14 protein-coding genes and 1 pseudogene are annotated in these 17,311 nt (G+C 65.0%); 7 read left to right on the top strand and 8 right to left on the bottom strand.

Translation table 11 applies throughout. The features are described 5' to 3' along the window. The coding region (hrpA, locus tag H3V53_RS16355; RefSeq protein ID WP_336598828.1) for an ATP-dependent RNA helicase HrpA at positions 1–3,401 on the bottom strand (3,401 nt) is incomplete at its 3' end. Between the two features lie 23 nt (positions 3,402–3,424). Between hrpA and argA the strand changes: the two genes are divergently transcribed. From argA to proP, 3 genes are all read left to right on the top strand, one after another. Then, a complete protein-coding gene (gene argA, locus H3V53_RS16360; protein WP_336598829.1) occupies positions 3,425–4,804 on the top strand; it encodes an amino-acid N-acetyltransferase in 1,380 nt (459 codons plus the stop codon). A 52-nt stretch (positions 4,805–4,856) separates the two neighbouring features. After that, positions 4,857–5,132 carry an oxidative damage protection protein gene (locus H3V53_RS16365; RefSeq protein WP_054924826.1) on the top strand — a complete coding sequence of 92 codons (276 nt, stop codon included), beginning with the start codon at positions 4,857–4,859 and terminating at the stop codon, positions 5,130–5,132. A 788-nt stretch (positions 5,133–5,920) separates the two neighbouring features. Next, on the top strand, positions 5,921–7,390 hold the full coding sequence (gene proP / locus H3V53_RS16370; protein WP_336598830.1) for a glycine betaine/L-proline transporter ProP: 1,470 nt from the start codon (positions 5,921–5,923) through the stop codon (positions 7,388–7,390). An 84-nt stretch (positions 7,391–7,474) separates the two neighbouring features. Here the strand turns inward: proP and H3V53_RS16375 are convergent, their stop codons facing one another. From H3V53_RS16375 to H3V53_RS16405, 7 genes are all read right to left on the bottom strand, one after another. Continuing rightward, entirely contained in the window at positions 7,475–7,957 is a 483-nt protein-coding gene (locus tag H3V53_RS16375; RefSeq protein ID WP_336598831.1) for a metallophosphoesterase family protein, read from the bottom strand. 15 nt (positions 7,958–7,972) lie between these two features. Next, on the bottom strand, positions 7,973–8,761 hold the full coding sequence (locus H3V53_RS16380) for a hypothetical protein (protein WP_336598907.1): 789 nt from the start codon (positions 8,759–8,761) through the stop codon (positions 7,973–7,975). 6 nt (positions 8,762–8,767) lie between these two features. Next, complete coding sequence (locus tag H3V53_RS16385; protein WP_336598832.1) at positions 8,768–9,343, bottom strand: TMEM175 family protein; 576 nt, start codon at positions 9,341–9,343, stop codon at positions 8,768–8,770. A gap of 139 nt (positions 9,344–9,482) precedes the next feature. Next, on the bottom strand, positions 9,483–9,815 hold the full coding sequence (locus H3V53_RS16390) for a cupin domain-containing protein (protein WP_336598833.1): 333 nt from the start codon (positions 9,813–9,815) through the stop codon (positions 9,483–9,485). 9 nt (positions 9,816–9,824) lie between these two features. Further along, positions 9,825–11,228, bottom strand: a complete 1,404-nt coding sequence (locus H3V53_RS16395) for an FAD-containing oxidoreductase (protein ID WP_336598834.1) — start codon at positions 11,226–11,228, stop codon at positions 9,825–9,827. Positions 11,229–11,353: 125 nt separating this feature from the next. Further along, entirely contained in the window at positions 11,354–11,545 is a 192-nt protein-coding gene (locus H3V53_RS16400; protein WP_028365860.1) for a hypothetical protein, read from the bottom strand. Between the two features lie 185 nt (positions 11,546–11,730). Further along, complete coding sequence (locus H3V53_RS16405; protein ID WP_336598835.1) at positions 11,731–12,351, bottom strand: glutathione S-transferase family protein; 621 nt, start codon at positions 12,349–12,351, stop codon at positions 11,731–11,733. 510 nt (positions 12,352–12,861) lie between these two features. Here H3V53_RS16405 and H3V53_RS16410 point away from each other — a divergent pair. From H3V53_RS16410 to H3V53_RS16425, 4 genes and pseudogenes are all read left to right on the top strand, one after another. Beyond that, positions 12,862–13,119, top strand: coding sequence for a hypothetical protein (locus tag H3V53_RS16410; RefSeq protein ID WP_336598836.1), 258 nt, complete (start codon positions 12,862–12,864; stop codon positions 13,117–13,119). A 1,149-nt stretch (positions 13,120–14,268) separates the two neighbouring features. After that, positions 14,269–15,350 (top strand): annotated as a pseudogene (locus tag H3V53_RS16415) (LacI family DNA-binding transcriptional regulator). Between the two features lie 109 nt (positions 15,351–15,459). Then, the gene (locus tag H3V53_RS16420) at positions 15,460–16,473 is read left to right on the top strand and encodes an ABC transporter substrate-binding protein (RefSeq protein WP_419539508.1); all 1,014 of its coding nucleotides are present in this window, start codon (positions 15,460–15,462) and stop codon (positions 16,471–16,473) included. Continuing rightward, entirely contained in the window at positions 16,470–17,294 is an 825-nt protein-coding gene (locus H3V53_RS16425) for an ABC transporter permease (protein WP_336598837.1), read from the top strand. The genes H3V53_RS16420 and H3V53_RS16425 overlap by 4 nt, the downstream gene beginning before the upstream one ends. Positions 17,295–17,311 lie beyond the last annotated feature (17 nt).

Here is a 17,311-nt window from a genome sequence, read left to right on the forward strand (position 1 = left end):
CCCGCTGCGCCGTCCCGCGCGGACGCATCGCCGCCGCCGGACGCCGCGTTCGCCAGCGCCGCGCCCGCCGCGCTCGCCGCGATCTTCTGGAAATGCTGTTGCGCCTGGCTGCCCAGCTCGGCGCGAAGCTGCGCGAGATTGCGGCCCATCGCGAGCTGTCGCCCGTGCTCGTCGATCACCTTGAAGTTCATGAACAGGTGCGGCGCGAGCGTTTCGAGCTTGAAGTCCGACTGCTTCATGGCGACCTGCGTCTGCTCGCGCACGTCCGCGATCAGCGTGTCGAGCAGACCGCACGCGCCGAATTTCGGTCCGCCGTGCCGATCGACGAAAGCCGCCGCGAACTCGGGCAACGGCACCACATGACGGCGCAGCTTCTGCGGCAACGACTTCAGCAACTGTTGCGTCTTCTCCTTCAGCATGCCAGGCACGAGCCATTCGACGCGCCGCGCATCCACCTGATTCAGCGCATACAGCGGCACGGCGAGCGTCACGCCGTCGCGCGGCGAGCCCGGTTCGAAGTGATACGTCAGCGCCATCTCGACGCCCGACATCGTCATGCGCTTCGGAAACAGGTCGGTCGTGACACCTGCCGCCTCGTGGCGCATCAGATCGTCGCGCGACAGATACAGCAGGCGCAGCTTGTCTTCCTGCTGCCCGCTCTTCTTCACTTCGTCGCGATACCAGCGCTCGAACGCGGCGCCCGTGTAGATGCCGCTCGGGATCGCCTGATCGTAGAACGCGTGGATCAGTTCGTCGTCAACCAGCACGTCCTGGCGGCGCGACTTGTGCTCCAGTTGCTCGATATCGGCGAGCAGCTTGCGGTTGTGCGCGAAGAACGCGAGCTTCGTGTCGAATTCGCCCTCCACCAGCGCACCGCGAATGAACAGTTCGCGCGCGCGCGCGGGGTCCTGCTTGCCGAAGCTCACGCGCCGCCGGTGATAGACAGGCAAGCCGTACAGCATCGCGCGCTCGAACGCCGTCACCTGCGCCGCGCGCTTTTCCCAATGCGGCTCGGACAGCGACTTCTTCAGCAGATGCGCGCCCACGCGCTCGACCCATTCCGGTTCGATCTTCGCAATGCAGCGCGCGTACAGGCGGCTCGTCTCGACGAGTTCGGCCGCCATCACCCACTTGCCCGCTTTCTTCACAAGCGCCGAGCCGGGCCACAGATAGAACTTGATGCCGCGCGCGCCGAGGTAATACGGCTCGTCGTCGGCTTTCAGGCCGATGTTGCCGAGCAGGCCCGTCAGCAGCGCGAGATGGATCTGCTCGAACGTCGCCTCACTCTCGTTCAGACGCCAGCCGTGCTCGCGCACCACCGTCAGCAACTGCGAGTGCACGTCGCGCCACTCGCGCAGACGCAGATGCGACAGAAAGTTCTGCCGGCAGGCGTCGGTCAGCTGTTTGTTCGACTTCTTGTGCGCGACGGCCTCTTCGAACCACGCCCAGATCTTCAGCCATTGCAGGAACTCGGAGCGCTCGTCGGCGAACTTCCGATGCGCCTGGTCGGCCTGCTCCTGCGCGTCGATAGGGCGGTCGCGCGGGTCCTGCACCGACAGCGCGCTGGCGATCACGAGCACTTCGGCAAGCGACTGCTGGTCGCGCGCGGCGAGAATCATCCGGCCGACGCGCGGGTCGAGCGGCAGCCGCGCGAGTTCGCGGCCAAGCGGCGTGAGCGCGTTGTCGTCGTCGACAGCGCCGAGTTCGTTGAGCAGCTGGTAGCCGTCCGCGATCGCGCGGCCCGGCGGCGGCTCGATGAACGGGAACGTTTCGATCGCCGTCAGGTGCAGCGACTTCATCCGCAAAATCACGGCCGCGAGCGACGAACGCAAAATCTCCGGGTCCGTGAAACGCGGACGGCCCTGAAAATCCGCTTCGTCATATAGACGGATGCAGATGCCGTCGGCGACACGGCCGCAGCGCCCTGCCCGCTGGTTCGCCGCCGCTTGCGAGATCGACTCGACCTGCAGCTGCTCGACCTTGTTGCGATACGAGTAGCGCTTCACGCGCGCAAGACCCGTGTCGATCACATAGCGGATGCCCGGCACCGTCAGCGAGGTTTCCGCGACGTTGGTCGCGAGCACGATGCGCCGCGTGTTCGACGGACGGAACACGCGCTCCTGCTCCGCCGCCGACAGCCGCGCGAACAGCGGCAAAATCTCCGTGTGCGGCGGATGATGCTTGCGCAACGCTTCCGCCGCGTCGCGGATTTCGCGCTCGCCGGGCAGAAACACGAGCACGTCGCCGGGGCCTTCGCGGCACAGTTCGTCGGCGGCTTCGACGATCGCGTCCATCAGGTCGCGGTCGGTTTCGCGCTGGCTTTTCGGCCGCTCGCGCGCATTGCCTTCCGCCGATTTCACCGCAGGTGAATCCTCGGCAACGGGCCGGTAGCGCACTTCGACGGGGTACAGACGCCCGCTCACTTCGATCACGGGCGCGGGCTTCTCGTCGCTGCCGAAATGGCGTGCGAAGCGATCGGCGTCGATGGTCGCCGACGTCACGATCAGTTTCAGATCGGGCCGCTTCGGCAAGATCTCCTTCAGATAGCCGAGCAGAAAATCGATGTTCAGGCTGCGCTCGTGCGCTTCGTCGATGATCAGCGTGTCGTAGGCCTTCAGCAGCGGATCGGTCTGCGTTTCCGCGAGCAGGATGCCGTCCGTCATCAGTTTGACGGACGCACCGGGCGCGAGATTGTCGGTGAAACGCACCTTGTAGCCGACCACTTCGCCGAACGGCGTGCCGAGTTCTTCGGCGATGCGCCTGCCCGTCGCCGACGCCGCGATCCGGCGCGGCTGCGTATGACCGATCAGACCGCTGCCGCCCGCGCCGAGCCCGCGTCCGAGCGCGAGACAGATCTTCGGCAACTGCGTGGTCTTGCCCGAGCCCGTTTCGCCGCTGACGATCACGACCTGATTGCGCTCGATCGCACGCGCGATTTCGTCGCGCCGGCCCGAGACGGGCAGCGCTTCCGGAAACGTGATGGGCGGAACGGGATTCGGCTCGACCACGCGCGCGGGCCTGCGCGGCTCGCGCGGCACATTGCGCGCCACGCCGTCGCCCTCGTGGCGGGCGCGCGGGGCGCCTTGCTGGCCCTGCTGGGCCTGCTGTTGCTTACCTGGATGCTGTCCTTGTTGCGGTCGGGCAGCGCGGCCCTGCTGGTCTCGCCGCGGATTGCGCGCCCGCTCCGCACGAGCGCCCTTCGACGCCTCGCCGCCTGCATTTTTCTGCGCGACGCCCCCCGCAGGCGCGTCCTGGCGCGGCGCATGCGCAGGATTCACGGAAACGTCACGACGCGCCGCGTCGCGGCCATCGCGTGACGCCGTGTCCGGCGCCTCTTTCGCAGCGTCATCGGCGGCGTTTTTCGTATCGGCTCCCGTGGAGCTTTTGGGTACATTCGACATGGGGGCGCATTATAATCCGGGGCATGAATTCCCAAACCGACCTCGTCCCCACGCCCGCCAGCTCCCCGGCCTCGTCCGGCGACGCGGAAGCCCTGCTGCAGCACGCGCAATTCGTCGACTGGATGCGATCGGTCGCGCCGTACATCCATGCGTTCCGAAACAAGACGTTCGTCGTCGGTTTCGGCGGCGAGGTCGTACACGAGGGGCGGCTCAACGCGCTCGTGTCCGATATCGCGCTGCTGCAGGCAATGGGCATCCAGATCGTCCTCGTGCACGGCTCGCGCCCGCAGGTCGAAGAGCAGATGAGCCTGCACGGCGTCGAGTCCGAGTTCTCGCACGGCATGCGCATCACCGACGCGCGCGCGCTCGAATCCGCGAAGGAAGCGGCCGGCGAAGTGCGTCTCGACATCGAGGCGGCGATCAGCCAGGGCTTGCCGAACACGCCGATGGCGCACGCGCACATCAGCGTGGTGTCGGGCAACTTCGTGACGGCGCGGCCCGTCGGCATTCTGGACGGGGTCGATTTCCAGCACACGGGTGTCGTGCGCAAGATCGATGCCGAGTCGATCCGTCATTCGCTCGCGAGCCGCAAGCTGGTGCTGCTGTCGCCGCTCGGCTTCTCGCCGACGGGCGAGGCGTTCAATCTGTCGATGGAAGATGTCGCGTCGGCGGCCGCGATCGCGCTGCGCGCCGACAAGATCGTGTTCCTCACCGAAACGGAAGGCCTGCTCGACGAAGAAGGCGCGCTGATCCGCGAACTGTCGCTCGACGACGCCTATCGTCTGCAGGAAAGCGGCGCCGTGACGGGCGACGCGGGCTTCTATCTGAAGCACTCTATTCGCGCATGCCGCGGCGGCGTGGCGCGGGCGCACATCATTCCGTACGCGCTCGACGGCAGCCTGCTGCTGGAACTGTTCCTGCACGACGGCGTCGGCACGATGATCTCGTACGAGAACCTCGAAAGCCTGCGCGAAGCGACGCCCGACGACGTGGGCGGCATTCTCGCGCTGATCGAGCCGCTCGAATCCGACGGCACGCTGGTGCGGCGCGGCCGTCACCAGATCGAGCGCGACATCGACCATTTCTCGGTGATCGAGCACGATGGCGTGCTGTTCGGCTGCGCGGCGCTTTATCCGTACACGCAGGAGCGCATCGGCGAAATGGCGTGCCTGACGGTCGCACCCGAAGCGCAAGGCACGGGCGACGGCGAGCGGCTGCTCAAGCGCATCGAGCAGCGCGCGCGGGCGCGCGGCCTCACGCGCATCTTCGTGCTGACGACGCGCACCGAGCACTGGTTCCTCAAGCGCGGCTTCGTCAAGGTCACGGTCGACGACCTGCCCGAAGACCGCCGCCGGCTCTACAACTGGCAGCGCAAGTCGCTCGTGCTGATGAAACAGCTCTGAGCGCGCACAATAACGCGACGCCGCACCCCACCGATTACAGGAGAAGCACAGCATGACTCGCATGGTTCAATGCACGAAGCTCGGCAAGGAAGCCGAAGGTCTCGATTTCCCGCCGTTGCCGGGCGAACTCGGCAAACGGATCTACGAGAGCATTTCGAAGGAAGCATGGCAGCAGTGGCTCAAGCAGCAAACCATGCTGATCAACGAAAACCGACTGAACATGGCCGACCCGCGCGCGCGCCAGTATCTGATGAAGCAGACGGAAAAGTTCTTCTTCGGCGAAGGCGCCGATCAGGCTTCCGGCTACGTGCCGCCTGCGCAAAGCTGAGCGGCCCATTTCAGCCGCCACACGGCACGCCGGCAATCCGCGCCCGGGCGCGGATTTTTTTCGTCCTTTTTTCGGTCTGGGCGGACGTATTCCGGACCGATTAGCGCGTCTGACGGCCGGGGCGCATTTGCGCCGACGGACCCATAAAATGAACGAAACCGTTAATCCCGAACGGTCTTTTCAGCACCCGCCGAAATCGCGCAATCCCGCGCCTGACAACGGATTGCGCGCGTCCGCGTGACCCGCGCCCAGCCAGCCGTTTGCGCGATCCTCGGTTATCGTGCTATCATGTGCATCGTTTTGACAGCATTACTCCTTCATTCGCGTTCAGTTCAACCTTAGGCGTGGCGTGTTTGCCGGGTGGGATTGGATTGTTTTTTATACAAGAAGGCTTGTCGGTCGTTCCGTTGCAAGTCGTGCGGCCTTGATCCGCGCGGTCCAGAGCGACGCCTCACCGGCCTTTTTCGTTTCAAGCCTTTTCAAGCGGCGCGAGCGCATTGCATGCGCAAGCGTCCTCCGGTATCTGCCCCCCTGCAAGGCCACGCGGGTACCAACGTTTAGCAGCAACCAACGAGTGCATTTCCGCGACGACCTCCGCAATGCACGGGCGTTACTTTTTCCTGCGCGATGTGCTTATGCACGCCTGCGCAGCACGCCTTTGTGTGGTCCGTGCCAGGCTTCGTGCCTTTGCGCGCCTATGCGCCATCGAGCGCTCGCGAAACTGCACTTCCGGCAATCCGTGGCGGAACGCCTGTGCGCGTTCGGCCGCAGTCATAGGAGCATTAACCTTGACGGCATCCAGCAACGGCTTCTGGCGACATAACAACAAAGACAACAGCCTGACTCTCGACGACATCACCGTCGTCGACAACTCCCTTCTCAAGCGTGCCGTCGGCGCGATGGCGCTCGGCAACGCGATGGAATGGTTCGACTTCGGCGTGTACAGCTACATCGCCGTGACCCTCGGCAAGGTGTTCTTCCCGGCGAGCAGCCCGTCGGCGCAGCTGATCGCGACCTTCGGCACGTTCGCGGCCGCGTTCGTCGTGCGCCCGATCGGCGGCATGGTGTTCGGGCCGCTCGGCGACAGGATCGGCCGTCAGCGCGTGCTCGCGATGACAATGATCATGATGGCGCTCGGCACGTTTGCGATCGGCCTGATCCCAAGCTACGGCTCGATTGGCATTCTCGCGCCCGCGCTGCTGCTGGTCGCGCGCCTCGTGCAAGGCTTTTCGACGGGCGGCGAATACGGCGGCGCGGCCACCTTCATCGCCGAGTTCTCGACGGATCGCCGCCGCGGCTTCGCGGGCAGCTTCCTCGAATTTGGCACGCTGGTCGGCTATATCCTCGGCGCGGGCACGGTCGCCGTGCTGACGGCTTCGCTGTCGCAGGAAGCGCTGTTGTCGTGGGGTTGGCGTGTGCCGTTCTTCATCGCCGGTCCGCTGGGGCTGGTGGGTCTGTACATCCGGATGAAGCTCGAAGAAACACCCGCGTTCAAGAAGGAAGCCGAAGCGCGCGAAGCCGACGAGAAGTCGCGCCCGAAGCAGAGCTTCGCCGAACTGCTCGCGCAGCAGTGGAAGCCGCTGTTGCTGTGCGTCGGCCTCGTGCTGATCTTCAACGTCACCGACTACATGGCGCTGTCGTATCTGCCGAGCTATCTGTCGGCGACGCTGCACTTCAATGAATCGCACGGCCTGTTCATCGTGCTGCTCGTGATGGTGCTGATGATGCCGATGACGCTCTACGCCGGTCACCTGTCGGACAAGATCGGCCGCAAGCCGGTGATGCTGTTCGGCTGCGTGGGCCTGTTCGCGCTGTCGATTCCGGCGCTGCTGCTGATCCGCACGGGTGCGGTGCTGCCCGTGTTCGGCGGCCTGCTGATTCTCGGCGCGCTGCTGTCGACGTTCACGGGCGTCATGCCTTCGTCGCTGCCCGCCCTCTTCCCGACGAAGATCCGCTACGGCGCGCTCGCGATCGGCTTCAACATCTCGGTGTCGCTGTTCGGCGGCACGACGCCGCTCGTCACGGCGTGGCTCGTCGACCGCACGGGCAACCTGATGATGCCCGCGTACTATCTGATGGGCGCGTCGCTGATCGGCATCGTGTCGGTGCTCGCGCTGCGCGAAACGGCGCGCAAGCCGCTGCTCGGCTCCGGTCCGTGCGTGGCAACGCGTGCTGAAGCGCACGCCGTGCTGCGCGGCGAGCGCGAGGCGGCGGAACTCGAAGAAGCGTATGCGGCGGCGGGTGCTGTGCGCGCCTGAACGCACACATAAGCGGCACAGACGTCACGGGCAGACGTCACCGCGTATCGACTGAAACGGGTCAGCTTCGGCTGACCCGTTTTTTTATGCCGTCAGCGTGTGGAGCGTGGCCTCGACGTTTGCGCCGTCGACCGTCAGCATACCCACGGAAATCGGCAGCTTGAAGCGGCGCGGCCCCGCGCTGCCGGGATTGACCAACAGCAGACCGTCGCGCTCGACGACGAGCGGCTTGTGCGAATGCCCCGTCACGACCACGCGCGCGCCTTCTTCGCGCACGTTGCGCGGCACATCGGCGATATCGTGGACGACCAGGATCTTCACCTGCTGCACGTCGAGCGTCGCATGCGGCGGGATCGACGCGGCCCAGTCGCCCGTGTCGTTGTTGCCGCGCACGACCGTCAACGGAGCAATCCGCCCGAGCGCGTCGAGCACCGCCTGATTACAGATATCGCCCGCGTGGACGATGGCGTCGCATCCGGCGAGCCATGCCAGCGCCTCGGGACGCACGAGATTGTGCGTATCGGAGATCAGACCGATGCGGGAGGTTTGCGCACGGAGCCTCTTCATGATGCGAACTCCCGTTCAATCGAGCGCCGCGGCAGGCGCGCGGGGCTTGCCGGACATCGAGATCATCCCCTTCGTCGCGCCCTGCACGAGCACGGAGGCGAGCGCGCCGCATGCGAACGCGGGCAGCACGCCGAGCGTCGGCAACGTCAGCGCGACCACTGCAAAGAATGCCGCGAACGAGGCGCGCCCGATCACCATGCCGCGCATCAGCAGCGCGACGAAGTCCGCGCCGTGCGCGCGCTGCGCCGACGCCGCGAGCACGATGGCGAGCAGCGGAAACACCGACAGCACGCCGCTCCACGCGGCGCCCATCGACGCCGACAGCGACGTCACGGCGAGCGTCAGCAGCGCGCCTGCCAGCATGCGCGACCCGAGATCCAGATAACCGAGCCGCGCGGCGGGCGCCACGCCGTCGACGCGCGGCAAGCCTGCTTGCGCGAGCGCCACCGCGCCGCACGCGGCAGCCAGCGACCAGCCAAGCGACGCGGGCAAATGCGTCAGCAACACGGCGACTAGCGCCCACACGGCAAGTCCCGCGATCAGCGCGAACGGCCACCGCATGAAGCGGCACGTCCACGCATAGGCTAAGTTGAATGCTTCCGACGCGGCAATCGCGGCAATCGATGCCGCCGATGCCTGCAACGCAAACACCGGGCCGCGCTCGAGCGCAAGAAGCAGCACGATCGGACCCGCGACGACGGGCAAGCCCGCCAGCCAACCCGCCACCGACGGTCCCCACACGCGCCCCGCGATCGTCAGCGCAGCGAGAAAGCCCGGCACGAGCGCGAGCTTCAGCGCGAGCATCATCGGCTATTCCTCGACGAGCAGTTCGATGCGGCGGTCGGGCACGAGCCACATCACGGCACACAGCGTATAGAGCACAACCGAGATCCACGGCGCGACGAATGCAAGCGCCACGCCCGCCAGATAGATCACGACGGAAATCTTGCCCTTGAAGTCGCGGCCGAGCGCGCGTGCAATCGTCGAGTCCGGTCCGTGATGACGGATCAGCACGTGCGTCAGAATGAAGTACGCCATCGCGCACATGAACAGGTCGATGCCGTATAGCGCAGTCGGCCATGCGGCCAGATGGCTCTCGCCGATCCAGTGCGTGATCGCGGGCAACAGCGACAGCCAGAACAGCAGGTGCAGGTTCGCCCACAGCACGCCGCCCGTCACTTTCTGCACCGCATGGAACGTGTGGTGATGATTGTTCCAGTAGATGCCGACGTACAGAAAGCTCAGCACGTAGGCGAGAAAGATGGGGATCACGGGGCGCAGCGCTTCGAGTTCGAAGCCGTCCGGCACCTTCAGTTCGAGGACCATGATCGTGATGATGATGGCGATCACGCCATCGCTGAAGGCTTCGACTCGTCCTTTGCCCATCTGTGCAGTTCCCGTTGCGAATAGCGTTGTTGTCGACCGGTGCGCAAGGGCGCGCGCCGCCGCCGATTATCCGCGAACACGCCGCTGCCTGTCGATCATAGTCAAATGCAGCGCTTGACCTTGTGTGCGCCGCTCGCGATCACGGCTCGTGGTAGATCGCGAGCCACACGGTCTGCTCCTGCTCGTGCGTCCACGCCACGCGGTGCCGGCAATGCGGCTCGATCAGCACGTAGTCGCCGGGACGCATGTCGTGCAGCATGGCGTCCTCCTCGAATTCGAGCACGGCCGCGCCCGACAGCAGCGCCACCCATTCGGCGCGCGAGTCGTCGTACCAGAAGCCTTCCGGGCTCGCGTGCCCCATCGATACGATGCGCTCCACGTTCAGCCGCTGCCCGGTGACGAGCATGTCGATGTGTTCGTCGCCGTCGCGCTTCGCTTCGCCGCTAAACAGATTCCCCGTCTGCAGTTGCATATGGGCGCCTCACTTCATCGGCGCGAGCCGGTCGAGCAGTGTCGGAACGAGCTCGCTGATGGTCGGATGGATGTGCATGGCGAACTGCAGCGTCGTGTAGGGGGCGCGCGCCGTCATGATGTCGATGAACGTGTGAATCGCCTCGTCCCCGTCGACGCCGTAGATCGTCGCACCGAGTATCTGCTTCGACGCGCGGTCGACCAGCACCTTCATGAAGCCGTCGGTCTCGCCCTTCTCGCGCGCGCGGCCCACGCGCGTCATCGGCATCGTCGCGATCAGCGCGTCGCGGCCGCTTTGACGCACCTCGTGCTCCGACATACCGACGCGCGCGAGCGGCGGATCGACGAACACCGCGTACGCCATGATGCGATCGTCGACGCTGCGCTTGCCGCCGTCGAAGAGATTCGCCGACACGATCTGGTAGTCGTCATAAGAGGTATGCGTGAACGCGCCGCGACCGTTCGCGTCGCCGATCGCCCAGATGCCGGGCACATTGGTGCGCAGCTGGCCATCGACGGGAATCGTGCCGTGCGCGTCGACGTGGACGCCGGCGGCGTCGAGACCGAGATCGTCGGTATTCGGGCGGCGGCCCGTGGCAAACAGCACATGCGACGCTTCGAGGGGCTCGGCATCGGCGCCGAAGAACAGCCGCACGCCGTCGCCATTGGCCAGCAGCGGCTCGACCCGCGACGGCTCGCTGCCGAGACGAAACACGATGCCTTCGCGCGCAAGCACCTGTTGCACGTTGCGCGCGAAGTCTTCGTCCTCGCGCGCGAGCACGCGCGATCCGCGCACGATCACCGTCACGCGGCTGCCGAAGCGGCGAAACACTTGCGCGAATTCGAGTGCGATATAGCTGCCGCCGACAATGGCCAGATGCTCGGGCAATTCGGTCAGATCGAGCAACGTGGAGTTGGTGTGATAGCGGATGCGCTCGAGGCCGTCGAGCGGCGGAATCACGGAGCGCGTGCCCGTGTTGATGAAGATGTCGTCCGCGCTCAGCTCGGCGAGCAGATTGCCTGTTTCAGGATCGGTGATAGCGAGCGTGTGCGGATGGGTGAAGCGCGCATGCCCCTTGAATACCGTGACGTTCTCCGTGCCGCGCAGCCAGCCTTCGACGCCCGTGCGCGATTGCCCGATGATTTTGTCCTTGCGCGCCTTCACCTGCGCGAGATCGACGGTGACGTCGCCGCCGATGCGCACGCCGTAGTCGGCGGCGCGCCGCGCCACATGCGCGGCGCGCGCGCTTGCGACATACGCCTTGGTCGGCGTGCAGCCGACGTTCACACACGTACCGCCGAACTTGTCGCGCTCGATCACGGCCGTCTTGCGGCCGTTTTCAGCGAGCCGCACGGCGAGCGGCGAGCCGCCTTGTCCCGTGCCGATCACAATGGCGTCGAAGTGCTGTGGCATGGCAGACCCTCCCGAAACGCGTGTGCGAGTCGGTCATCTTACGCCTCGATGCCATCGGCTGAAGTGATGGGTCGCGAATCCTCCTGATGCCAGTCCGTGCGTGGCGGTCCGTTACGCCGCGCCGTTCATGCGTCGCAGTGATGCAGCGAGCAAAGCAGCTCGCGCGAGCGCTGCAGCGCGGCGCGCGCGCCGTGCGTCGCGACCACGAAGCCCGCCTGGCTCAGATTGAAGTCGACCTGGACCATGATCTGGATGAGCGAAACCATCGGCAGCACCACTGCCGGGTGATACAGCTGACGTTCGATAATCGCTCTCATGGCCATTCCCCATCACATGACGCCGCGTGTTCCGGTGCGGCGTCGATACGCATACAAGTTTCGATCGGGTGAATTGTAGAGAGCCGATAGTTAGTGATAAATGAGCTAAACGCGAAGATAGTTGTCGCCGCCACGGAACAATCGCGCAACCCCTTGCGCAGCCTCGTCGAGCGCCGGGCGAACGGTCATTCGAGGGGAGCTGCGACAAACGGCGGCAGCGCTTCGGCGCGCGCCGAGAAGGCGGCGAGCGCGGGAAAACGGTCCGGCGTCACGACGTCGGGCAGCATGAACTGCTGGAATCGCCATGCGACGGCCAGGCTTATATCCGGCTGCATCAGACGCTCGCCGAACAGCCAGCCATTGCCTTCGCGACCCGCGATCGCCTGTTCCAGATGCTCATAGGCGGCGAACAGTTGCCCCTGTACGCGCTCGATCCACGGCTGATGTTGCCGTTCGGCAGGCCGAAGATTCACTTCGTAGACGTTCTGCATCGTCTTTTCGCAGGCCGCGAGCGCGAAGCCGATCAGGCTCAGCGCCTTCATGCGCGCGCCTGTTTCGGCAGGCATCAGTCGCTTCTCCGGCGGGCTCAGATGATCCAGATAGTCGAGAATCAGCGACGAGTCGATGAGCATCGTGCCGTCGTCGGCGATGAAAGTCGGCGCCTTCACGACGGGATTGATTCGCGCAAACGCGTCGAAATGGCGGAAAACCGATACGCTTTGGTGCTCGAACGGCAATCCGAGCACCGACAGCGAAATGGCGACGCGCCGGACGTACGGTGAATCCATCATGCCGATCAGCTGCATTGGCCTGCTCCCGTTTTGCGTTGAATTGCGTGAGTGACAGCGTATTACTGTAGACGAATGGAAGCGCGCTGGCGACACCGTCGTGCTGCGGCGGTTCCGGCGCCTTCGTACACTGCGTGGCGGCCGATGCGTGAAATCTTCGAATCTGTGAATCCGTTTGCGATTTCGCCGGCTCTCGGCTGTCGAGGGCTTCATATGAAGATTGCACCGAGGTGGGAAAGCTGCGCCCGATCGGTGAAATTGCCCAGCGCCGCAGGATGACGCCCGCCGCGACCGTGCGCGGTGGCATCGGGCGCCAACGTTAGCGCGGAAGTCTTCGCCGGGGGACGGGTGAGCAGAAGCGCCTGCGGATAGCAGAGCCCTCCGCTGTGAGAGACGTCGCAACATCGACATGTCAGCTATATTTTGCACTCCTTATCAACAACATCACTTGTCTCATTGATTCCTTTTTCCGGTTTGCGTTAGCGTGACGCGGTGCCATTCGCACATGCAAACAGGAAAGGGATAGCAATGAATAACAATCGGGAAGCGTCGGCCCGGCTTTTCGCCACCCTCAGCTCGCGTGGGGAGCGCGGAGCCAGCATCGTTGACGGTGAAGGGTTTGCCGCCGCTTTGTATAACGAACCGTTCGCGCCGGGGGAGTTCCTTCTGGGCAATCGGGACTGGATTGTCGATACGTTACAGGATGACTTTGGGGTTGAATATCCGCCTGAGGCAATTCCGGACCGGTCGGTGGGCCGAGGTGACGACGGGCACATCCATGCGTAAGGCGCTGATTGTGCAAGGGAGTCCGGCTACGACGGGCGGGGTTGTCATCGGTGGCTCCGCCACTCTTATGATGGACCACTGCAAGCCATTTGCCCTGTATGGAGATGAGGCGACATGCGGAAACATCGACACTTGCAAGGGCACGTTCAAGATTATCGGTACAGCGACGCGGCGAATGTATCGTGGGCGTGCGGGCGTGATAGAGGCAACCTGGTTACGTGTCCGTGCGGCCAGAATCGAGTGAGGGCGAGCCCGAATCCCGGCTGCTTCTACGAGGACGACGAGGACGACGAGGACGACGAGGACGCGGGCGCCACTAGCCACACCCGAAGTGCTGTGAGCACGGGCCACCACTTATTTTGGCCGGGCCGGTGAGGAAATCGGAAGTGCGCTTGTAATTGGCTTACCGAAGTTGCTGTCGCCTTTGCGGCGATCCGCGCGTGACGCCACATAGCAGAACGGTCAGATAACGGAGCAACCGAAAGGCCCACCGCGCGCCATCTGGCGGGCTCATGTCGGCAATTACTGAATCCGGCAGGAAGAATGCCAGCAGAACTTCTGGTGCCCGGGACCGGACTCGAACCGGCAAGCTGTTAAGCGGCGGATTTTCGTCACACTACGTCTTTCGACGCCGTCTGCAAACAAGCTCAAAAAGCAGCCGTTCGTGCGCTGGACTATGCCTTCACCATCGCGATACGCATGCTGCAAGCGCATCGCCTTAGGCGCCCCCCGTCTAGTCTCTACACCTTCCACACCTCCCTTCCGCGCGAACGGGCAGGAAAGCGGGCTTGGCTCGGCGTCGCCTCGGCCGCGCATGGTGCAGCGCGCGCAAGTCAGGGGTTTCGCCGAATTTGAAGGGTTCTGCACCAGCCGTTTCCGGCTGGGCACTCAATGCTTTAAGTCCGCTATGTTTACCAATTTCATCACCCGGGCAGGGCGGACGCGATTCTACCATCGCGCCGCAACCTGACCAAACGAACCCAAACCGGGGACGCACGCCGCGAGCGCACACGCAGGCTCACTCCCGCGACAGCAAACGGTCATCGACCCGTCATAAACCTTCCCGATAATCTCGCCGACGAAAACGTTTACAACGTCGCGCGCGGACATCACGCGAAACGCGACACACGCTGATGGGGAAATCCAACGATGACGCCCACGATCAAGGATGTCGCCGCCCATGCGGGCTTTTCGATCGCGACCGTTTCGCGCGCGATCAACGCGCCGCATACGGTCAACCCGGTCACGCTCGAAAAAGTGCGCCAGTCGATCGACGCGCTCAATTTCCGCCCAAGTCCGCTCGGCCGTCAGCTGCGCGGCGAGCGCTCCCGCCTGATCGGCGTCATCTTGCCGACGCTCGCCAACCCCGTGTTCGCCGAATGCCTGCAAGGCATCGACGAACTCGCGTCCGCGCAGGGCTATCGGCTGATGCTGATGACCACCCAATACGACGCCGACCGCGAGCGCCGCGCCATCGAGACATTGCGCGAACAGCGCGTCGAAGGGCTGATCCTGACGGTCGCCGACGCGGATACGCACCCGCTGCTCGACGATCTCGACCGCGACGGCATGCTCTACGTGCTGATGCACAACGACACGGTGCGCCGCCCGTCCGTCTCGGTCGACAACCGTCAGGCCGCTTACGACGGCGTGCGCATGCTGATCGCGCACGGCATCGACGCATCCTGATGCTCGCGGGCACGCTCGCCGCGTCGGACCGCGCGCGGCTGCGCCATCTCGGCTACATGCAGGCCATGCAGCAGGCGGGCCTCACGCCGGCGCCCGCGCTGGAAATCGATTTCAACGCCGATGAACTCGCGCCGTCCGTGCTCAACCATCTGACGACGGGCCCGAACCGCCCCACCGCCCTCTTCTGCTCGAACGATCTGCTGGCGATGGTCGTGATGCGCGGCCTGCGCCGCGCGCGCCTCGACATGCCCGGCGACATGTCGATTCTCGGCTTCGACGGCCTCGCGATGGGCGAACTGCTGTCGCCGCCTCTGGCCAGCATCTGCGCGCCGAATCGCGAGATTGGCTGCGCGGCGTGGGAGCGGCTGATCGCGCACATCGACGGCAATCAGCCGGCGGACTTCGACGACGCCCTGCGCGCGCCGTCGCTGTCGCTGACCTTGCCGCACACGCTGCGCGAGGGCGCGACCATCGCCGCGATCGCCGCGCTTTCGGATTCGTCGGACCCGATCCCAGACCGCACGGTGCGCACGCACGCATGAGCGCGCGGCAACCGCGGCGCTAACGCGCCACCACGCCTTCGATACACCCTTCCTTTCCACCTACGGGAGACCTGCCGTGAACCGCCGTTCCTCCATCGGTATTGCAGCCTTGCGCGTCGCACGCGCGGCGCTGGTTGCGTCGTCGTTCGTGCTGACGCTCGCCGCGCCGCCACTCGCGCATGCCGACGAAAGCGCGATCTGCTACAACTGCCCGCCCGAATGGGCCGACTGGGCAAGCCAGATCGCCGCCATTCAGCAAAAGACGGGCATCCGCGTGCCGTTCGACAACAAAAATTCGGGTCAATCCATCGCGCAGCTGATGGCCGAGCAGAAGAGCCCGGTGGCGGACGTCGTGTATCTGGGCGTGTCGTCGGCGTTCCAGGCGAAGGACAAGGGCGTGATCGCGCCGTACAAGCCCGCGCACTGGAACGACATTCCCGCGAACCTGAAGGACCCGCAAGGGTACTGGTTCGCGATTCATTCGGGCACGCTCGGTTTCTTCGTCAACAAGGACGCGCTCGAAGGCAAGCCCGTGCCGCGCTCATGGGCCGATCTGCTCAAGCCCGAGTACAAGGGCATGATTGGCTACCTGGACCCGTCGAGCGCGTTCGTCGGCTACGCGGGCGCCGTCGCCGTGAACCAGGCGCTGGGTGGCAGCTTCGACAACTTCAGGCCGGGCCTCGACTGGTTCGCGAAGCTCAAGGCCAACCAGCCGATCGTGCCGAAGCAGACGGCCTACGCCCGCGTGCTGTCGGGCGAGATTCCGATTCTGCTCGACTATGATTTCGACGCGTATCGCGCGAGGTACAAGGATCACGCGAACGTCGAGTTCGTGATTCCGAAGGAAGGCACGATCGAAGTGCCGTACGTGATGAGCCTCGTGAAGGGCGCCCCGCACGACGCCAACGGCAAGAAGGTGCTCGATTTCGTGCTGTCGGACGAAGGCCAGAAGCTGTGGGCCAACGCGTATCTGCGCCCCGTGCGCGCCAACGCGATGACGGCCGACGCCGCATCGAAATTCCTGCCCGCCGCCGAATATCAACGCGCCCGTCCCGTCGACTTCGCGAAGATGGCCGACAAGCAGCAGGCGTTCGGCGAGCAGTATCTGCAGGTGATGCATTGAACGACATCACGTTCCCGCTGCGCTGGCGCATCGCGTTGATCGCGCCCGCGCTCGCCGTGTTCATCGCGTTCTGGCTGCTGCCGATGACCGCCCTCGTGCAGGTCAGTGCCGACGGCCATCTGCTGAAAGCCTACGGCGCGATGCTCGCGAACGCGCGCTACATGAAGAGCCTGCTCGCCACCGTCGTACTGTCGGTGGCCGTGACGGCGACGACGCTCGCGCTCTCCGTGATCTCGGGTCTGCTGCTCGCGCGGCGCGAGTTTCCCGGCAAGCGCGCGCTGCTCGCGCTGCTGACGTTTCCGCTCGCGTTTCCGGGCGTCGTCGTCGGCTTCATGGTGATCATGCTGGCGGGCCGTCAGGGCTTGATCGGCGCGCTGTCGCTCAAGCTCACGGGCGACAAGTGGGTGTTCGCGTACTCGATGAGCGGCCTCTTTCTCGGCTACCTGTATTTCTCGATCCCGCGCGTGATCGTCACCGTGATGGCATCGGCGACGAAGCTCGATGCATCGCTCGAAGAAGCCGCGCGCTCGCTCGGCGCGTCGCCGTGGCGAATCTTCTGCGACATCGTGCTGCCCGCGCTGTCGCCGGGTTTGATTGCGGCGGGCGCCGTCTGTTTCGCGACGGCGATGGGCGCATTCGGCACCGCGTTCACGCTCGCCACCGACATCGACGTGCTGCCGATGACCATCTACACCGAGTTCACGCTGAACGCGAACATGGTGACGGCGGCGGGCCTGTCGATCGTACTTGGCATCGTCACGTGGGTCGTGCTGTATGTCGCGCGCAGCGTCAGCGGCTCGGCCGTGGCGGCGACGGCCTGATTCCTTTCCATGTCCAA

Origin of the sequence: Paraburkholderia bengalensis (assembly GCF_037126505.1) — a bacterium.
Taxonomy (GTDB): Bacteria; Pseudomonadota; Gammaproteobacteria; order Burkholderiales; family Burkholderiaceae; genus Paraburkholderia; species Paraburkholderia bengalensis.